The 16,469-nt window shown below is 69.2% G+C and carries 16 protein-coding genes and 2 pseudogenes; 6 read left to right on the forward strand and 12 right to left on the reverse strand.

All coding sequences use genetic code 11. The annotated features are described in order from the left end of the window. Nucleotides 1-98 precede the first annotated feature (98 nt). The gene (locus tag ABZ904_RS29570; protein ID WP_361005556.1) at nt 99-803 is read right to left on the reverse strand and encodes a helix-turn-helix domain-containing protein; all 705 of its coding nucleotides are present in this window, start codon (nt 801-803) and stop codon (nt 99-101) included. Between the two features lie 87 nt (nt 804-890). Then, on the reverse strand, nt 891-1,070 hold the full coding sequence (locus ABZ904_RS29575) for a DUF6104 family protein (protein ID WP_361005559.1): 180 nt from the start codon (nt 1,068-1,070) through the stop codon (nt 891-893). Between the two features lie 258 nt (nt 1,071-1,328). On the opposite strand from ABZ904_RS29575, the pseudogene ABZ904_RS29580 reads away from it, so the two are divergent. Continuing rightward, nucleotides 1,329-2,867: pseudogene (locus ABZ904_RS29580) on the forward strand (IS200/IS605 family accessory protein TnpB-related protein); the annotation flags it as partial. 30 nt (nt 2,868-2,897) lie between these two features. On the opposite strand, the gene ABZ904_RS29585 reads toward ABZ904_RS29580, so the two are convergent. The 4 genes from ABZ904_RS29585 to ABZ904_RS29600 form a co-directional block, all read right to left on the reverse strand. Continuing rightward, entirely contained in the window at nt 2,898-3,311 is a 414-nt protein-coding gene (locus tag ABZ904_RS29585; RefSeq protein ID WP_359410354.1) for a hypothetical protein, read from the reverse strand. Beyond that, nucleotides 3,304-4,005, reverse strand: coding sequence for a DUF2249 domain-containing protein (locus ABZ904_RS29590; RefSeq protein ID WP_361001972.1), 702 nt, complete (start codon nt 4,003-4,005; stop codon nt 3,304-3,306). The genes ABZ904_RS29585 and ABZ904_RS29590 overlap by 8 nt, the downstream gene beginning before the upstream one ends. 50 nt (nt 4,006-4,055) lie before the next feature. Further along, a complete protein-coding gene (locus ABZ904_RS29595; protein WP_361826614.1) occupies nt 4,056-4,364 on the reverse strand; it encodes a DUF2249 domain-containing protein in 309 nt (102 codons plus the stop codon). A gap of 61 nt (nt 4,365-4,425) precedes the next feature. Then, nucleotides 4,426-4,767: a hypothetical protein gene (locus ABZ904_RS29600; RefSeq protein WP_359410357.1), complete on the reverse strand. Its 342-nt coding sequence runs from the start codon at nt 4,765-4,767 to the stop codon at nt 4,426-4,428. Nucleotides 4,768-4,877: 110 nt separating this feature from the next. On the opposite strand from ABZ904_RS29600, the pseudogene fdxA reads away from it, so the two are divergent. From fdxA to ABZ904_RS29615, 3 genes and pseudogenes are all read left to right on the forward strand, one after another. Next, a pseudogene (fdxA, locus tag ABZ904_RS29605) lies at nt 4,878-5,198 on the forward strand (ferredoxin). 135 nt (nt 5,199-5,333) lie between these two features. Beyond that, nucleotides 5,334-5,705, forward strand: a complete 372-nt coding sequence (locus ABZ904_RS29610; RefSeq protein ID WP_359410358.1) for a cupin domain-containing protein — start codon at nt 5,334-5,336, stop codon at nt 5,703-5,705. Nucleotides 5,706-5,756: 51 nt separating this feature from the next. After that, complete coding sequence (locus ABZ904_RS29615) at nt 5,757-6,185, forward strand: hypothetical protein (protein WP_359410359.1); 429 nt, start codon at nt 5,757-5,759, stop codon at nt 6,183-6,185. A 211-nt stretch (nt 6,186-6,396) separates the two neighbouring features. Here ABZ904_RS29615 and ABZ904_RS29620 read toward each other — a convergent pair whose 3' ends face one another. The 6 genes from ABZ904_RS29620 to ABZ904_RS29645 form a co-directional block, all read right to left on the reverse strand. Further along, nucleotides 6,397-6,729 (reverse strand): cupin domain-containing protein, encoded by a 333-nt coding sequence (locus ABZ904_RS29620; RefSeq protein ID WP_359410360.1) that lies wholly within the window; start codon nt 6,727-6,729, stop codon nt 6,397-6,399. A 25-nt stretch (nt 6,730-6,754) separates the two neighbouring features. Continuing rightward, entirely contained in the window at nt 6,755-7,498 is a 744-nt protein-coding gene (narI, locus tag ABZ904_RS29625; protein ID WP_361001979.1) for a respiratory nitrate reductase subunit gamma, read from the reverse strand. Further along, the gene (gene narJ, locus ABZ904_RS29630; protein WP_361001982.1) at nt 7,495-8,160 is read right to left on the reverse strand and encodes a nitrate reductase molybdenum cofactor assembly chaperone; all 666 of its coding nucleotides are present in this window, start codon (nt 8,158-8,160) and stop codon (nt 7,495-7,497) included. Before narJ ends, narI begins: the two co-directional genes overlap by 4 nt. Nucleotides 8,161-8,210: 50 nt before the next feature. Next, nucleotides 8,211-9,842 (reverse strand): nitrate reductase subunit beta, encoded by a 1,632-nt coding sequence (gene narH, locus ABZ904_RS29635; RefSeq protein WP_359410363.1) that lies wholly within the window; start codon nt 9,840-9,842, stop codon nt 8,211-8,213. Beyond that, on the reverse strand, nt 9,842-13,495 hold the full coding sequence (locus ABZ904_RS29640) for a nitrate reductase subunit alpha (RefSeq protein ID WP_361002031.1): 3,654 nt from the start codon (nt 13,493-13,495) through the stop codon (nt 9,842-9,844). Before ABZ904_RS29640 ends, narH begins: the two co-directional genes overlap by 1 nt. 589 nt (nt 13,496-14,084) lie before the next feature. After that, nucleotides 14,085-14,270, reverse strand: coding sequence for a hypothetical protein (locus ABZ904_RS29645; RefSeq protein ID WP_361001986.1), 186 nt, complete (start codon nt 14,268-14,270; stop codon nt 14,085-14,087). A 140-nt stretch (nt 14,271-14,410) separates the two neighbouring features. Between ABZ904_RS29645 and ABZ904_RS29650 the strand changes: the two genes are divergently transcribed. Together ABZ904_RS29650 and ABZ904_RS29655 are read left to right on the forward strand one after the other, a co-directional pair. Then, nucleotides 14,411-14,617, forward strand: a complete 207-nt coding sequence (locus ABZ904_RS29650; protein WP_361001989.1) for a DUF6417 family protein — start codon at nt 14,411-14,413, stop codon at nt 14,615-14,617. Between the two features lie 470 nt (nt 14,618-15,087). Further along, complete coding sequence (locus ABZ904_RS29655; protein WP_361826621.1) at nt 15,088-15,354, forward strand: hypothetical protein; 267 nt, start codon at nt 15,088-15,090, stop codon at nt 15,352-15,354. Nucleotides 15,355-16,469: the final 1,115 nt, after the last annotated feature.

The following is a 16,469-nucleotide window of genomic DNA, read 5'->3' on the forward strand; positions in this document are numbered from 1 at the left end:
GCGACCACGTGTACGCGGGCGGCCAGGGCCTGGGAGTGGGCCGGTGCCGGGAAGATGGCGAGGTGACGGAGGTAGGTCGTCAGCGTCGTCGTGCGTGCTCAGGCGGTGCGGTCTGCCCCGTGCTGTTCCGTGGGTGTGAGGTGGGCCAAGCAGAGCGAGGGCTCGACGAAGGGCTCCAGCCGCTCGACGCCCAGGGGGGCGCGTACTTCTTTCAGGGCGCCTCGCATGAGGCCCAGGTGCAGGGAGCACACCACGTCGCGGTGCCCTTCGGCGACTTCCCTAAACGGGCAGTGGCGCAGTGGGATGACCGGGTCTGGCCGGTTCTCGGCGGGGCCGGGGGCGAAGCCGACGTCCGTGAGCACTTGGGTCAGCCGCCGGATGGCGTCGTCGGTGTCGATGCGCTGGGCGGGAGAGGGGGTGTCGGCGAGGTAGTGGCCCCATGCCTCTCCGGCGTTGACGGCGGCCTGCGCGGGTTGCGGCAGTGCTTCGGTGACGAGGCCGGTGAGCATCTGGGCGAGCAGCTGGTAGCTGCGGCGGCCTGCCGGTACGGGGGAGGCGGCGGCGCGGTAGACGGTGCGGGGCCGGCCAGGCCGGCCGCGTCCCTCGGTACTGCGCTCGGCGAGCCCCTTCTTGACCAGCGTGTCGAGGTGGAACCGGGCCGTGTTGGAGTGCAGGCCCGTATGCTCGGCGATCTCCCGTACGCCCACTGCTTCGGGCGTGGCGCGCAGTACGTCGAGTACATGGGCCCGGCTCTCGCCCACGGCGGGAGGGCCGGCTGGATCATGCAACGTCTGCTCACTCATTTCACCAATTTTACCCACTGTGCGTTGTAGAAACGAGTGAAAAATTGTCTCCCGCGTCCCGTTACTGGCTTCGTCATTCGTTAGCCGTCATTCGTCGTCGGGGTCGTCGAGCCGGGCAAGCCAGGTTGAGGGCCGGTCGATGGGGATCTCGAACTGCGGGTTCAGGTCGACGAAGTACTGCAGCCGGTCGGCGAGCCGGGCCATGCTCATGGTTTCCTTGCCCCGGCGTTCCTGGAGTTCCTCGATCGCCTGGTCGGTGAGGTGCATCGCTCACTCTCCCGTGTGCCGTGCTGGTGTCATGGGCTGTGAGGCTGTGCCGTCAGCGGGGTTGGGAACTGTTCATTTTCAGATGTGCAGGAGCGCGCGTGAGTGTGCACGAGCATGTACTGGTTCGTGGTGTTGCAGCGCGCACACGTCGCGTGGCGGGCACTGTCAGTGCCCGCCCGTACCGTTCTTCCTGTTGCTGATCAAGCGTTGGGGAGGGAGTACATCCATGTATGAGGGGTCGCTGCGCACGATCGCTTCGTGGCCGTCGGCCCGTCGGGCGTGGCGATCCGGACCCGTCTGGGCCACCTGAGCGCCGCGGACGAGGAGGTGTTGCGTCTGGTGGGCGCGCATCTGGGCTCGCTGGCCTCGAAGGACCTCAAACGCCGGTGCGCTGATGGCTTGGAGCACTCCACTGATACGTGGGCGGGGCGCAAGCGAGCCCTGACGGGGGAGTCTTCGTCGCGCTGGGCCGGGAGCATCACCAAGGCCACGCATGATCAGTGGGCGCTTGCGCGGCGTGCCCAACTCGCGCACATTCAAAGCCTTCAGGCGGGCGTGCGGACGATCGCGCACCGCCCGTCCCTGCCGATCGGAGAGAAGGGAAGCAGGCGAGCGCCGGGCGGCTACCGCAGCGCACGGGAGTGGTTCGCCAAGACCCGGCGCCTGCAGGCCCTTGAAGACCGGCTCAGTGCCGAGCAGGCCGACCACGCCGTGGGCCGGGTCCGGGTGGTGCGCGGCGGGAAGCGGCTCGCGCGCAACAGGCACCACCTCAAGGCCGCCCAGCTCACGCAGGCCCAGTGGCGGCAACGCTGGGAAGCATCACGCTGGTTCCTCCAGGCTGACGGGGAATCGGGCAAGCGGTACGGCAATGAGACCATCCGCGTCACGCCTGAGGGCGAGGTGTCACTGAAGCTGCCGGCGCCGCTCGCTCACCTGGCCAACGCCCCGCACGGCCGGTATACGCTCACCGGCGCTGCCTTCTTCCACCACCGGCGCGAGGAGTGGGCCGACCGCATCACCACGAACCGGGCCGTGGCCTACCGCATCCACTACGACACAGACCGCTCCCGCTGGTACCTCACCGCCTCCTGGACCATCCCACCAGTCAAAACCGTCCCCTGTCCCACGCCCGCACCCGCGGCCTCATCAGTGTCGATACCAACGCCGACCATCTGGCCGCCTGGCGGCTCGATGCCCACGGCAATCCGGTCGGCCAACCGCGCCGGTTCGTCTACGACCTGTCCGGCACCGCGATGCACCGTGACGCCCAGGTACGGCACGCACTGATCCGGCTCCTGCACTGGGCCCAACGCCACGGCCTGTCGATCGTGATCGAAGACCTCGACTTCACCGCGGAGAAAACCCGGGAGAAACACGGCCGCCAGAAGCGGTTCAGGCAGGTGATCTCCGGCATGCCCGTGTCCAAGCTGCGGGCCCGGCTCGTCAGCATGGCGGCCGAACTCGGCATCCCCATCATCGCCGTCGACCCCGCCTACACCAGCAGATGGGGCGCCCAGCACTGGCACAAGCCCCTCACCGGCAAGAACCGCAAGACCACCCGTCACGATGCCGCGAGCATCGCGATCGGCAGGCGCGCCCTCGGGCACCGCATCCGGCGACGGACAACACCGCCCCCACACGACCAGAGCGATCATGTGGGGCATCGGACCGCCCAGGCCGGACACGGCACCCCAGGCCGTGAGGAAACCCGCCCCCGCATCCCCGGACCACGGACACGATCCACTGGGACCAGACGCGGCGCGAACGCGGGAGACCAGGACGCCCAACACCGTCCGGAGCGTCCGACTGAGCCTGTGCAACCCATGCTCAGTCCTCAGGAACGGTCAGATCGGAGCGGCGACGGATCTGCATGCCGGGGCGGCGGCGGTGCACCGTCAGGTAGACCAGGCCGCCAGGCCCTGCGGTGAGGCTGCGTGTCGAGCCGTGTGGCAGCCACAGGAGTGCTCCTTCGGTCAGGGGCAGTTCTCCTTCGGGGGTGTTCATTACGCCGTCGCCAGTGACGATGAGGACCAGGACGTCCAGGTCGGGCTCGGAGTGGGTGCCGATGTGTTCCCCGGCGGGCAGCCGGATCAGGTTGGCATCGAGCTGGCGGCCGGATTCGGCCAGTTTCCACAGGACACCGGCGGGCTCGGGGAGTCTGCCGGTGAGGGCCTGGACGTCGCACAGCATGCGTGCCACGGTCGCCTCCTCCGGCTGCCGGCCGGTCCGCGCCTCAGGCATCGCCGTCGACCCGGGTGATGCGGATCTGCCACTGCTCGGGCCCCGACTCGACGTACTCCCAGGTGAAGCGGCCGAGGTGGGTGGCCTCGAATTCATGGCGCAGCGGCTTGGGGTCGTGGTTGTTGACCAGGACGAAGGACTCCCTGTCCGCGAGGCGGGCGAAGCGGGTGAAGATGCGCGGGTGGCGTTGGCCGTGCGGGATCCCGCGGACGTCGACGACCGCCGGATCTTCCAGTCGGCCGCCTGCCAGGACCGTGGTGAAGTCGCCGACGAGCGCGGACAGGTCGACTCCCGGCAGCGCCCGCAGGGCGGGCAGCAGCACGGCGCGCTCCATGCCGAGATGGACGCTGAGCATGCCCGCGAGGGTGCGGGCTGCTCCGGCGCGTTCAGAGCCGTCCGTTGCTATGGTCAGGGAGTCGGCGTGCCGGCCGATCGTGCTGGCCGCGGTGCGCAGTGCCCGGATCAGCAGCCGTGTTTCGGCGGCGCCGGACGCGGCGGCGTACAGCGTTTGCTCGGTGGCCGTCAGGAGGCGGCGGAGTTGTTCGGTGGACGCGGTGGTGAGTTCCTCGTGGGGCTCGGTGAGCGCGGCCAGCCGTTCCAGCAGTTGCCGGTGGGTTTCCTCGACGACGCGCTGGGCCTGGACATCCGGGTCAGTGTCGGTTGCCTGGATGAACACCTCTGCAGCAGGTGGCATGCGTGATCCTCTTTCGTCCGGCTGGGGTACTGCGAATACCGCCACAATTATTACATGTTACTTCGTAAAAATTCTGAAGACGTCCGTGTTGCCGAGGAGCGTCCCAAGGCTTCGAACTCATGGCGCAGGGGTTCGGGGTCGCGGTCGTTGACGAGGGTGAAGGCTTCACCGGGGATGAGGCGTGCCCAGCGGGCGAAAACATGAGGGTGACGCCGGCAGTGGGGGATGCCGGTCACGTCCAGGACGGCGGGCCGGTCGAGGCGACCGCCGTCGAGGAGGGCCCTGAAGTCTGCGGTCAGGGTGGTGAGTTCACCGTCGAACAGGGCGGCGAGGGCGGGCAGGAGCGCGGCCTGCTCCACCGCCACGTAGGTGGTCAGGTGCGCCTCAATGCTCTGGGCGATGGCCTTCGCGCGGTGCGCGTCATCGGTGCGGGTGAGAGTGTCGATCTCCTGGTCCAGTGCGGTCGCGGCAGTACGCAGGGCCCCGGATGAGCAGGCGGGTTTCCGGAGAGTCTGCAGCGGGGGCGTACAGGGCCTGGTCGGTGGCGTTCAGGTGGCGGCGTACCGGGCCGGTGCAGAATTCGGTCAGGGTCGACAGGGCGGCCTCGCGGGCATCGGTGCCCAGTTCCAGGTCGGTCAGCAGTGTGGCCTTCGGCCGCAGGTCGGCGAGCAGCCGCTGCTGGCCGGTGCGGATCACAGCCCGCGCCTGGATGGCCGGGTCGGTATCGGTGGCCTGGATGAACACCCCGGACGTCAGCGGCATGCCTCTGGCCCTTCTCCTGTCACGCCCCGAACAGATACATTAATTATTACAGTTATTATTCGTAGAAACTTGGTGCTGAAAAACCTCTACCGAGGGGAGGAGGTGCGCCGATGACCTACGTGATCGCGCAGCCGTGCGTCGATGTGAAGGACAAGGCGTGCGTCGAGGAATGCCCGGTGGACTGAATCTACGAGGGACAGCGGTCGCTTTACATCCACCCGGACGAGTGCGTGGACTGCGGGGCGTGCGAGCCGGTCTGCCCGGTCGAGGCGATCTTCTACGAGGAGGACGTACCGGCCGAGTGGCGGGAGTACACCCGGGCGAACGTGGAGTTCTTCGACGCGCTCGGGTCGCCCGGCGGTGCGGCCAAGCTGGGACTGATCGAGCGTGACCACCTGCTCATCGCTGCCCTTCCGCCGCAGGGGGAGTGAGGGCGCCGGAAGCCATCACGGGCGCTGGGCCGTTCGCGGAGCCCGGCACCAGCCTGACTTGCCGAAGCGCCCGTGACCGCCCAGCCCGGTCTGATTCCCCCACGCCGCATTACCCGTATCCGAGGAAGGAACGTCATGCACATCGCCGAGATCGCCACGTCCCCCCGCCGCCGCGCACCCGTGCCAGGCGGCCCGACCGCGGCCCGGCTCACCACTGCGGAAACCTCCGACCAGGTTGCCGTCCTCCACGTGGAACTGCCCGCGGGTGCCACCATGCCCGAACACGACCACGGCGCCTCGCAGATCGTGCTCATTCCACTGGCCGGATCCGTCGAACTGCACCACAACGGCCAGACCCGGACGCTGACGGCAGGTACGGCCGCCGCCCACATCGCCATCGGGGAGCGCGTCAGCCTGGCCAACCCCGGTGACCAGCCGGCCTCGCTGATGGTCGTGGCCTCGCCACCGGAGTTCGCGGGCCGGCTCGCGTCCTGGCCGCCGGCTTGATCCGACACATCCGACAGTCGTCCTTGGGCACGGCAGAGAGGCAACGCATCGATGAACACCACGTCGGCCGTGACCGCGGGCGCGGTCACCTTCCTCTGGCTCGGAATGGTCCTGGCGATCTCCTTCCTGGAAGCGCCGCTGAAGTTTCGCGCCCCCGGGGTGACCATCTCCATCGGACTGGGCATCGGCCGCATGGTCTTCCGGGCACTGAACCTCGTCGAGTCCGTCCTGGCAGCCGTCGTCGTCGCGGCGGTGGCCGTCGGCGGCTCTCCGGCGGGCGTCGTGGTGCTCACCGTCGTCACGGCGGTGCTGCTCGCCGTGCAGTTGGGGGTGGTCCGCCCTCGGTTGAACCGCAGGTCGGACCGGGTTCTCGCCGGGGAGGACCTGCCCCGCTCCCACGGGCACGTGTACTACGTGGCCTTCGAGATCGCCAAGGTCATCGCCCTGACCGTGCTGGGGATCAGCCTGCTGGCACGGTAATCCGCCTGGCCGGGCCTCTACAGGCAGTACAGGGAGGGCTGGCCGCGCGGAACGGGCAAGGTCACGCAGCGGCCAGCGCACTCCAACCTCGGCCTTCACCGGAGAGCTTGACCCGCTGGCCCGGGCCGTAGCCGACGCCTCCGCTCACCTTCGGCAACCGATCCGGAGGCGGGCCCGGTTCCCGGAGCCGGTCCACCAGGAGACGCCGAGGTCAGGCGGTCTTGGCGACGGTCAGCAGGGCGGCGGCGTCTTCGAGGGCCTCCAGGCTGTGGCGGGCGAGTGGTACGAGGAGCAGGTCTCCGGCCATGCCTTCCCATGCCTCGTCGCCGCTGTGCAGCCGCACCCGGCCGCGCAGGACGAGGACGGTGGCCTCGCCGGGGTTTTCGTGTTCGGCCAGGGTGGTGCCGGCGCGCAGGGCGATGAGTGTCTGACGCAGGGTGTGTTCGTGGCCGCCGTAGACGGTTTCGGCGCTGCGGCCGGTGGAGGATGCGGCGGCCCGTTCCAGGTGTTCGCGGACGCGGGCGTCGAGGGAGAGCTTTTGCATGGGGATGGGTGTGCCGTTTCTCTTGTCAGTAGCGGACGCCGATGCGGCGCCAGCGGCGTCCACTGGTGCCGGGCTCTGTGGGGTGGGCCGCGGTGCGGGAGCGGTAGAGGACGAAAGGACGCCACAGGTACCACAGCGGGACGCTCCAGGCGTGGATGAGCCGGGTGAAGGGCCACACGGCGAGGATGGCCCAGGCGGCGGTGGCATGGACCTGGTAGATCAGCGGGGCGTGCGAGATCGCGTCGACGTCGGGGTTGCCGGCGAACAGGCCGCGGAACCACAGTGCCACGCTCTGGCGGTAGTCGTAGCCGGCACCGAGGAGGTTGACGCCCATGGTCGGGATGATGCCGAGCACGATGACGATAGCGAGCAGGATGAGGGCCACCCAGTCGACGGGGCTGGTGGTGGCACGGACCTTGGGCACGGTGGTGCGGCGGAAGGCGAGGATCACCACGCCGAAGAAGACGGCGAGCGCCGCGACGGTACCGCCGATGGAGGAGAACCAGCGATAGGTGTCCTCGGGGATGCCGAGCCACCGGGTGAAGGACTCGGGGATGAGGATGCCCATGACGTGGCCGGCGATGGCGGCGAAGGTGCCGTAGTGGAAGAGCGGCCCGCCCCATTTCAGCAAGCGGCGCTCCTGCAGCTGGGTGGAGCGGCTGGTCCAGCCGAACTGGTCATAGCGCCAGCGCCAGACGTGGCCGACGACGAAGGTGACAAGGGCGAGGTAGGGCAGGATGACCCACCACCACAGGTCCCAGGAACTCACCGGCCCTCCTTTGCGCTCAGGAACGCTTCTGGCGTCGGATATGCGGATGCTGTCGGGTGTCCGTGCGGGGCGAACGGCTCCAGTCCGGTCTGCTCCGGTGGGCCGAAGGGCTCCAGCCCGACCTGTTCACCCGGGGGCCCTTCGATGGCCGGCCGGCGCCAGGCGTCGCGCTCATGGCGGGCCGGTTCGGGCAGCCGGCCACAGAGCGTGTCGAGCACGCCGGCGTACGGGGTGGAGTGCTCGTGGAGCGCCTGCCGGAGGAGTTCGAGTCCTGGCCGACACTGCAGCAGGATGCGGTGGCCGGGCTCGGCGGCGAGGGCGGCGAACTCCAGGACCAGCGGCAGGAAGTCGGGCAGCTCCGCCTCGGGCGGTTCATGGCCGGCCTGTCGGTAGGTGTGTTTGAGGGCGAGCAGGGCCATGCCGCGGGCGCGGGTGTCGCCGTGCCGGTAGTACGTCAGGTGCAGGCTGCGGCGGCGGGTGTGGTCGAAGGTGTCCACATACTGCTGGGCGGCCTCGGTGGGGGCCAGGCGCCACAGGTGGTCGCGGGCGGTGGCGAACCGGGCGCGGTCAGCCGGATCGTCGACGGCGGGCAGGACCGCGGTGATGTCGTCCAGGCAGGCGAGCATCGTCTCGTCCGGGTAGCGCAGGAGGATAGAGGCCATGCGGTGCACCAATGGCGTATCGGCCGCCGGACGGCGGGCGCGGCGGCGGATCACCGGTTGCCCCCGTCGCCGAAGAGGCCGGGAGCGGGGCCGGTGCCGTTCCAGCCGAGGAGGTTGAAGCGCACCTTCCCGTCGCCGTCGCGGAACTGGCTGCCGCCGCTCGATGGGGCCAGGCCCGGCAGGGGTGGCGGAGCGGCGGCCAACTGATCCTCCTCGTGGGCGGCGAGATCGGCCACCCCACCGGGGTAGTCCAGGGAGCAGTGCTGGGCCATCAGGGCGCCGGAGCCCTCGGCGTGCACCCGGGGGATGACGTAGCGGTCGTCGTACTTGGCGATGGCCAGCAACCGGTACAGGTCCTCGATGTCGTCGGCGCTGCTGTCGACCTGGGAGAGCAGGTCCTGGTCGGGCGGGTCGCCGAGCTGCTGGGAGCGCATGTGGGCGCGCATCGCGGTCAGTTTGCGCAGCACGCCCTCCACCACGGTGGTCTCCCCGGCGGTGAAGAGGTTGGCCAGGTACTCCATGGGGATGCGCAGGGCGTCGATGGCGGCGAACACCCGGTCGGGGTCGTCGTCGTGGTAGCCGGTGGCATGCACCGCGTCCGTGACCGGGGACAGCGGCGGCACGTACCAGACCATGGGCATCGTGCGGTACTCCGGGTGCAACGGCAGCGCCACCCGATGTTTCTTGATCAGCGCGTACACAGGGGAACGCCGGGCGGCCTGGACCCAGTCGTGGGCGATGCCGTCACGTTCTGCCGCCGCCTGCACCTCGGGGTCGTTGGGGTCGAGGAAGACCGACAGCTGGGCCTCGTACAAGTCCTTGTCGTCCTTGACCGAGGCGGCCTTCAGGACGGCGTCGGCGTCGTACAGCATGACGCCGAGGTGGCGCAGCCGACCCACGCAGGTCTCGGAGCAGATGGTGGGCTGCCCGGCCTCGATGCGCGGGTAGCAGAAGGTGCACTTCTCGGCCTTGCCGGTGCGGTGGTTGAAGTAGACCTTCTTGTACGGGCACCCCGACACGCAGAACCGCCAGCCGCGGCAGCGGTCCTGGTCGACCAGGACGATGCCGTCCTCCTCCCGCTTGTACATCGCCCCGGACGGGCAGGACGCGACGCAGGAGGGGTTGAGGCAGTGCTCGCAGATCCGTGGCAGGTAGAACATGAACGCGTGCTCGAACTCCATCCGCACCCGCTCCGACAGTCCCTTGAGGTTCGGGTCGGCGTCTGCGTACTCGGCGGCTCCGGCGAGGTCGTCGTCCCAGTTCGGTCCGTGCACCGGACGCATGTCCCGTCCGGTGAGCTGGGACTTGGGGCGGGCGCTGGTGAAGCTGTCGGACAGCGGCGCGGTGGTCAGGCTCTGGTAGTCGTATGTCCACGGTTCGTAGAAGTCGTCGAGTGAGGGCAGATCGGGGTTGTAGAAGATGCTGAGCAGCTTGCGGACCCGGCCGCCGGCCTTCAGCTTCAGCTTGCCCTGGCGGTTCAGGGTCCAGCCGCCCTTCCACTTCTCCTGGTCCTCGTAGCGGCGCGGGTATCCGGCGCCGGGCTTGGTCTCGACGTTGTTGAACCAGACGTACTCCGATCCCGGCCGGTTCGTCCAGGTCTGCTTGCAGGTGACCGAGCAGGTGTGGCAGCCGATGCACTTGTCGAGGTTCATCACCATGGCGACCTGAGCCATCACGCGCATCAGAACTGCACCTCCTGGCTGCGCCGCCGGACGACCGTGACCTCGTCCCGTTGGTTGCCCGTGGGGCCGATGTAGTTGAAGCCGTAGGAGAACTGTGCGTAGCCGCCGATCAGATGAGTCGGCTTGATCAGCAGCCTCGTCAGGGAGTTGTCACCGCCGCCGTGCAGCCCGGAGGTCTCCGTCTTCGGCACGTTCAGGTGCCGGTCCATGGTGTGGTACATGTACACCGTGCCCTCGGGCATTCGGTGGGTGACCACCGCCCGGCAGGCCACTACCCCGTTGCGGTTGTACGCCTCGATCCAGTCGTTGTCGGCCACCCCGATCTTCTCAGCGTCCTTCGGGCTCATCCAGATCACCGGGCCGCCGCGGAAGAGGGTGAGCATGTGCAGGTTCTCCTGGTACTCGGAGTGGATGGACCACTTCGAATGCGGGGTCAGGTAGCGCACCACGAGTTCCGGGTGGCCGTCCGGTGAGCGGGTCGGGTCGCCGAAGCGGGCCATCATGTTCAGCGGCGGCCGGTAGACGGGCAGTTGTTCGCCGAACTCGGCCATCCAGTCGTGGTCGAGGAAGAAGTGCTGGCGACCGGTGAGGGTGTGCCAGGGTTTGAGGCGTTCGACGTTGACGGTGAACGGGGAGTAGCGGCGGCCGTCGGACTCGGTGCCGGACCACTCCGCCGAGGTGATCACCGCGCGGGGCTGGGTCCGGGTGTCCTCGAAGGTAATGCGGTCGCCGGAGCGTTCCTCGGCCAGGTCGGCCAGGTCCACGCCGGTGCGCTCCTCCAGCGCGCGCAGCGACTGCACGGCCAAACGGCCGTTGGTGGTGCCGGACAGGGTGAGGATCGCCTCGCAGAACTGGTCGTCTCGGGCGATCGAGGGACGCCCAGTGGCGATGCCGCCGCGCACGGTGCCGTTGCGGCGGCGCAGGTAGTCGATCTCCTCGTCGGGCTTCCAGGTCAGGCCCTTGGTGGTGGTGCCCAGACGGTCCAGCAGCGGGCCGATGGCGGCCATCTTCTCGGCCACTGCCGTGTAGTCGCGCTCGACCACGATCAATTTCGGCATCGTCTGGCCCGGTACCGGCTCGCACTCGCCGGCCTTCCAGTCGCGTACCCGCCCGTGTGGCTGCGCCATTTCGTCTGCCGTGTCGTGGGCGAGCGGGGCGGCGATCACGTCCCGTCGCATGCCGAGATGGGTGGCGGCCAGGCGGGAGAACTCGGCCGCGACGGTGTGGAAGATGTCGAAGTCGGTGCGGGTCTGCCAGGGCGGTGCGATGGCCGGGTTGAAGGCGTGCACGAAGGGGTGCATGTCGGTGGAGGACAGGTCGTATTTCTCGTACCAAGTTGCAGCCGGCAGCACCACGTCGGAGAACAGGCAGGTGCTGGTCATGCGGAAGTCGACGGCCACCGACAGGTCGAGCTTGCCGACCGGGGCCCGCTCGCGCCAGGTGACGTCCTTGGGGCGCAGCTCCAGCGGGGTCTCGGCGGCGGTCACCGCGTCGTCGGTACCGAGCAGGTGCCGCAGCATGTACTCGTGGCCCTTCATGGACGAGGCGAAAAGATTCGCCCGCCAGATGAGCAGCACGCGGGGGAAGTTGGCCGGATCGTCGGGGTCCTCGGCGGCGAACCGCAGCCGGCCGGCCTTCAACTCCTCTACGACATACTCCGGTACCTCCTTACCGGCCCGTTCGGCCTCGTCGCACACGTCGAGGGGGTTGCGGTTGAAAGCGGGGTGGGAGGGCATCCAGCCCAGCCGTGCGGCCAGCGCGTTGCAGTCCGGCAGGCTACGTCCCGCCAACCGGCCCTGCCCGAGCGGGCTGGTCAGCGTGTCGGCGGGGAACGCCTCGTAGCGCCACTGGTCGGTGGCCAGCCAGAACAGCGGGGTGCCCACCATGTGCCGGGTGGGCCGCTGCCAGTCCAGGCCGAACGCGAGATGGAACCAGCCGGTCAGCGGGCGCACCTTCTCCTGGCCCACGTAGTGCGCCCAGCCGCCGCCGTTCACTCCCTGGCTGCCGGTGAGCATCACCAGCGACAGGAACGCCCGGTAGATCTGGTCGGAGTGGAACCAGTGGTTGGTCCCCGCTCCCATCGCGATCATCGAACGGCCGCCGGTGCGTTCGGCGTTGCGGGCGAACTCTCTGGCAACGCGGGCGGCCGCCTTGGCCGGCACGGAGGTGATCGCCTCCTGCCAGGCCGGGGTGTACGGGGTGTCCGCGTCGTCGTACCCGGCCGGCCACTTTCCGGGCAGGCCCTGGCGGGCCACGCCGTACTGGGCGAGCACCAGGTCGAAGACGGTGGTGACCAGGTGTCCGCCGACCCGCAGCGTCGGCACCCCGCGCCCCAGCACTCCGCCGGACTCGCTGGGCCCTGCGTCGAAGCGCGGCAGGTCGACGGCCACCGCCTCACTGTCTGGCCGGCCGTGCAGGGACAGCAGCGGATCCGTACTCTCCAGGTTCAGGTTCCACCGGGGGCCACCGTCCTGGGACGTCCAGCGAAAGCCCAGCGACCCGTTCGGCACCACTGGTTCTCCCGTACGGGCGTGCAGCAGCACCGTCTTGAACTCGGCCGCCTCCTCCTTGCCATCCCGGCCGGGCAGGTCGGCGGCGGTGAGGAACTTGTCCGGCACAAACGCGTCTCCGCGCTTGCGCAGCCGCACCAGGAACGGGAGGTCGGTGTAGGTTTTGGCGTACTGGGTGAAGTACGGCACCTGCCGGTCGCGGTAGAACTCGGTCAGGATGACGTGCCCCATGGCCATCGCCAGCGCGCCGTCCGTGCCCGGGGTCGCCGCGAGCCAGTCGTCGGCGAATTTGGTGTGGTCGCCGTAGTCCGGGGAGACCACCACGACCTTCTGCCCGCGGTAGCGGGCCTCGGTCATGAAGTGGGCGTCCGGGGTGCGGGTGATGGGCAGGTTGGTGCCCCACACGATCAGGTAGCCGGCGTTCCACCAGTCACCGGACTCCGGTACGTCCGTCTGGTCGCCGAACACCTGCGGCGAGGCCATCGGCAGGTCGGCGTACCAGTCGTAGAAGGAAGAGATCGTGCCGCCGATCATCGACAGATACCGCGTCCCGGCCGCGTAGGACGCCATGGACATCGCCGGAATCGGGGAGAACCCCACGATGCGGTCGGGGCCGTACCGTTTCACGGTGTGCACCTGCGCCGCCGCCACCAACTCGGTGACCTCGCGCCAGCCGCAGCGTACGAAGCCGCCCTTGCCGCGGGCCCGCTTGTAGGCGGCGCACCGCTTCGGGTCTGCGGTCAGCCACTCCCACGCCTCGACCGGATCCGCGTGCCGCGCCTTCGCCTGCCGCCACAGCTCAAGCAGCGGGCCGCGCACGTACGGGTAGCGGATGCGGGTGGGCGAGTAGGTGTACCAGGAAAACGACGCGCCGCGCGGGCAGCCTCGCGGCTCGTACTCCGGGGAGTCCGGGCCGACCGAGGGGTAGTCGGTCGCCTGCGTCTCCCAGGTGATCAGACCGTCCTTGACGAACACCCGCCAGGAGCACGACCCGGTGCAGTTCACGCCGTGCGTGGAGCGCACTTCCCGATCGTGGCGCCACCGCTCCCGGTAGAACTCCTCCGCCGCCCGGCCGCCCTCGCGGTACAGCATCCGCCGGTCGGGTGACTGGGTTCCGGGGAAGAAGTACTGCGCCGTACGCATCAGCCGTTCCGCCGCGGCGTCGACCCGGTCAGTGCTCACACCATTCGCCTCCTCGGATGCTGCCGTTGCCTACTCGCGACCTGCATCCCCCGGTGCCTCGCGTGGCCGGCCGCGGGGTGGTGACCACCATGCTCTGCCCACGGCCGAACCGAACGGGAGCCGACACTCCGTCAGCCCACATACGCGGCAGACCAGAAGCTTGAACGGCTGAAGAACAGTGGCCTGTGTGCAGGCCAGGCGTTGCGATACTGCGCACGGGGCCCTGCCGGCAGGCGCAACCGCCGCTGCCGTGGCCACCGGGCCACCCCCTATCCACCCACCGCAGGCTCTGCGGTTACGCCAGCCCCTGGGAGATGCCGAAACTCCCGTATAGGCACTGGACTGGAACTTTGCGAGGGTCGGCGGACCTGGTGCGTTCGGCGGGCATGGCACTGCGCATGCTCTGCCCGGATCTTCGCCCGGCTTCCGCTGCTTCCCGTACCGACCAGGCCGGAGATGCCGGGCTGATCGCTTTGCGCCATGAGGTGGTGGTGCTGCGTCGTTTCTCCCGCCCTTCACATCGCATGCCCTCGCCCCCCGGGCCTGGCGCCTACGGGTACAGGTTCTGGGGCTCGGCCGCGTACGCGCCGCCGTACAGCTCGGTGTCGGTGAGCCGGATATGCATCGGCACACCCCCGACCACGCGGACGAAGGCGCTGCCGGCGGGCAGGTCGCTGGAGAACGTCACCGGCGCACCGGAGGCGGTGCGCACAGCGAGCAGGACCCCGGGCCTCACCTATTGCCCATGAGGACGATCGTTCGGCTGAAGCCTCATGAGCCTTTCGCCGCGTAGGCGAACCGCCCTTCACGATCACACTTCGCTCAGCCTCGACCGGTGCCCGCGCTGGCCGGGGCTGCCGACCACGTTGCTCAGGCATGGACGCTCACGATCACCTCGACCTCGACGAGATCGACTTCGCGCCGGTCGGGCACACGACCAAGCGCCTGACCCTGCTCTCCCTCGAACAGGCGCACGATCTGCTGCGCCTGCTGGTGGCAGTCGCCCAGGCCGGCGCGCTGATGTCCCGCGAGGCGGCGCGGCTGGCGCGGGGGATCGCCGCCCGCATCCCCTCGGGGAACTGACCGCATTGCCCGGATGAACCTGGACATGGGGCCGCACCCGAGGTTCGGGTGCGGCCCTGACGCGTTCCGATGTCTCAACCTTTCCCCGCCACGTTCAGGAAGGGATAAAGCCGTCGCGATGCGCAGGGATGCCCATAGGGGCGAAGGCGGAGACGACTGCCAACGGGGGCATCGCCCCGGGGCGAGGAGGTCAGCCCTGTGACCCTTCGGGATGTAACGATTCTCTGTGGCCGGGCCGGGTTGTGCGGCCGCGAGTGCCGTTGCGGGGCGCGACGATCTTGTGTGTGAGCGCTCCAGTGAGACTGAGTGAGTGACCGCGACGTGGTGGTGCGGGCTCTGGCTGAGGGCTTGGGCCCGCAGCAGACGACGGTGGCTGAGGTGTGCAGCGACGATGTGGTCGCCGTCAGCCCGGTTCAGCGGCCGTCTTACGAGTGGGTCACGCAGGCTGTCGGTGGCGGACGCTGTCCGTCATGGATGAGCTGGAGTTCCTGCGCGGCCGTGTCGACGGGGCCGACCACGACGATGCCGGACCGCGGCAGGGGCGCACCTACGTGGAGCTGGTGGCCGGCCCGCTGGATGGTCTGCTCCTGGACGTCACGGACTGGCCCGACCACGCTCGAGCCGAAGACGTCGCCCTTCATACGGAGATAGGCCGGTACGGGTCGGGCGGCCACGCCCTGTATTCCCCGAGAGCGGTGGACCGGCGCCGGTTCGACTGGTGCGGAGACACCCCCTGACCGTCGCCATGCCGGCCCGACCACAGGTGTGGCCATGCCTGGTCAGCGCCCCGGGTCGCGGAGGGCGCCCGTGGCCGCGATGCGTCATCGCTGACCGTGCGTGTGCAGCCTCGGCAGGGCGTGGCCCGGTTGCGCACGCGATGCGCAGGCGCCCGGGAGCTGCGTAGTCCGGCCCGGCGGGCTGCGCGGTACTGTGACCTGCCGTGGTCGGGCTTGTGGTCGGGGGTGGAAGCCTGCGCAAATGGGCCTCAGTTTCCCTGCGGCGGGGTGTGTGCATGGACACGGTGACGCTGCGCACTGCCCGGCTCGGCCCGAGTGGCGGGCTCACGGGTGGGCATGGGCTAGGACTGATCTTGAGCAGGCCGCCGCAACTTCTGGTGGCCGGTTGTGCGTTGGTGGTCCGGGAAAAGATGTTCCGCTTCCTGCGGGGAGATGCCGGTGCAAGGCTGGCCCGGCGCTCGTTTGCGAACCCCCGTCCCCTGCCGCGGGGGTGGGGTTTTCGCGTTGCGGCGTGGGGCTGCGGCGACGTGGATCCTGTGCGTCGGCTGCGCCGCCCCTGCGGTGGAGGTGTCTGCACACTGGCGATGGCCAGTTCCGTGAGGTTGGTGGGCTTCGTGGGGGAGAGGTGGCTGGCCTCCCTATACCGGGCCGGCCGTCGATGCCCGGCATTGGCCGAGGCTCTGACGCGATCAGCGGGCACGGCCGGAGACTGGTGATCAAGGCTGTGAACTGGGCGGATGATTTATCGGCACCCGCAGCGCGACGCCCTCGCCGTGACCCGCACGTTCCCAGAACGACCAACTACACCACTTCGCGGGCACCATCTGGGTCTCGTGCATCTCACGTTCGAGACGATGCTCGGCGAGCGCCGGACCAGGCACAGCTCGATCTGACGCAAGGGAGGCGGGCCGGCGGATCTATTACCTACCAGGCATGCGCGTGCCGCCCTGGGGTGGACTGAGTGAGGCACACCCGTCCCGAGCCTGCCCGGGCAGACGAACGAGCGGCTGGGCCGGGTGTTCATCGCTGGGTGATTCACCGGGCGAGCTTTGGCCCGCTCAGCGCCGGGCTCGCTGGGCCGTGCGAGGTCGACCAAGGGCGACAACGGCGATGGA

The organism is Streptomyces sp. NPDC046900 (assembly GCF_040644975.1).
Lineage (GTDB): Bacteria > Actinomycetota > Actinomycetes > Streptomycetales > Streptomycetaceae > Streptomyces.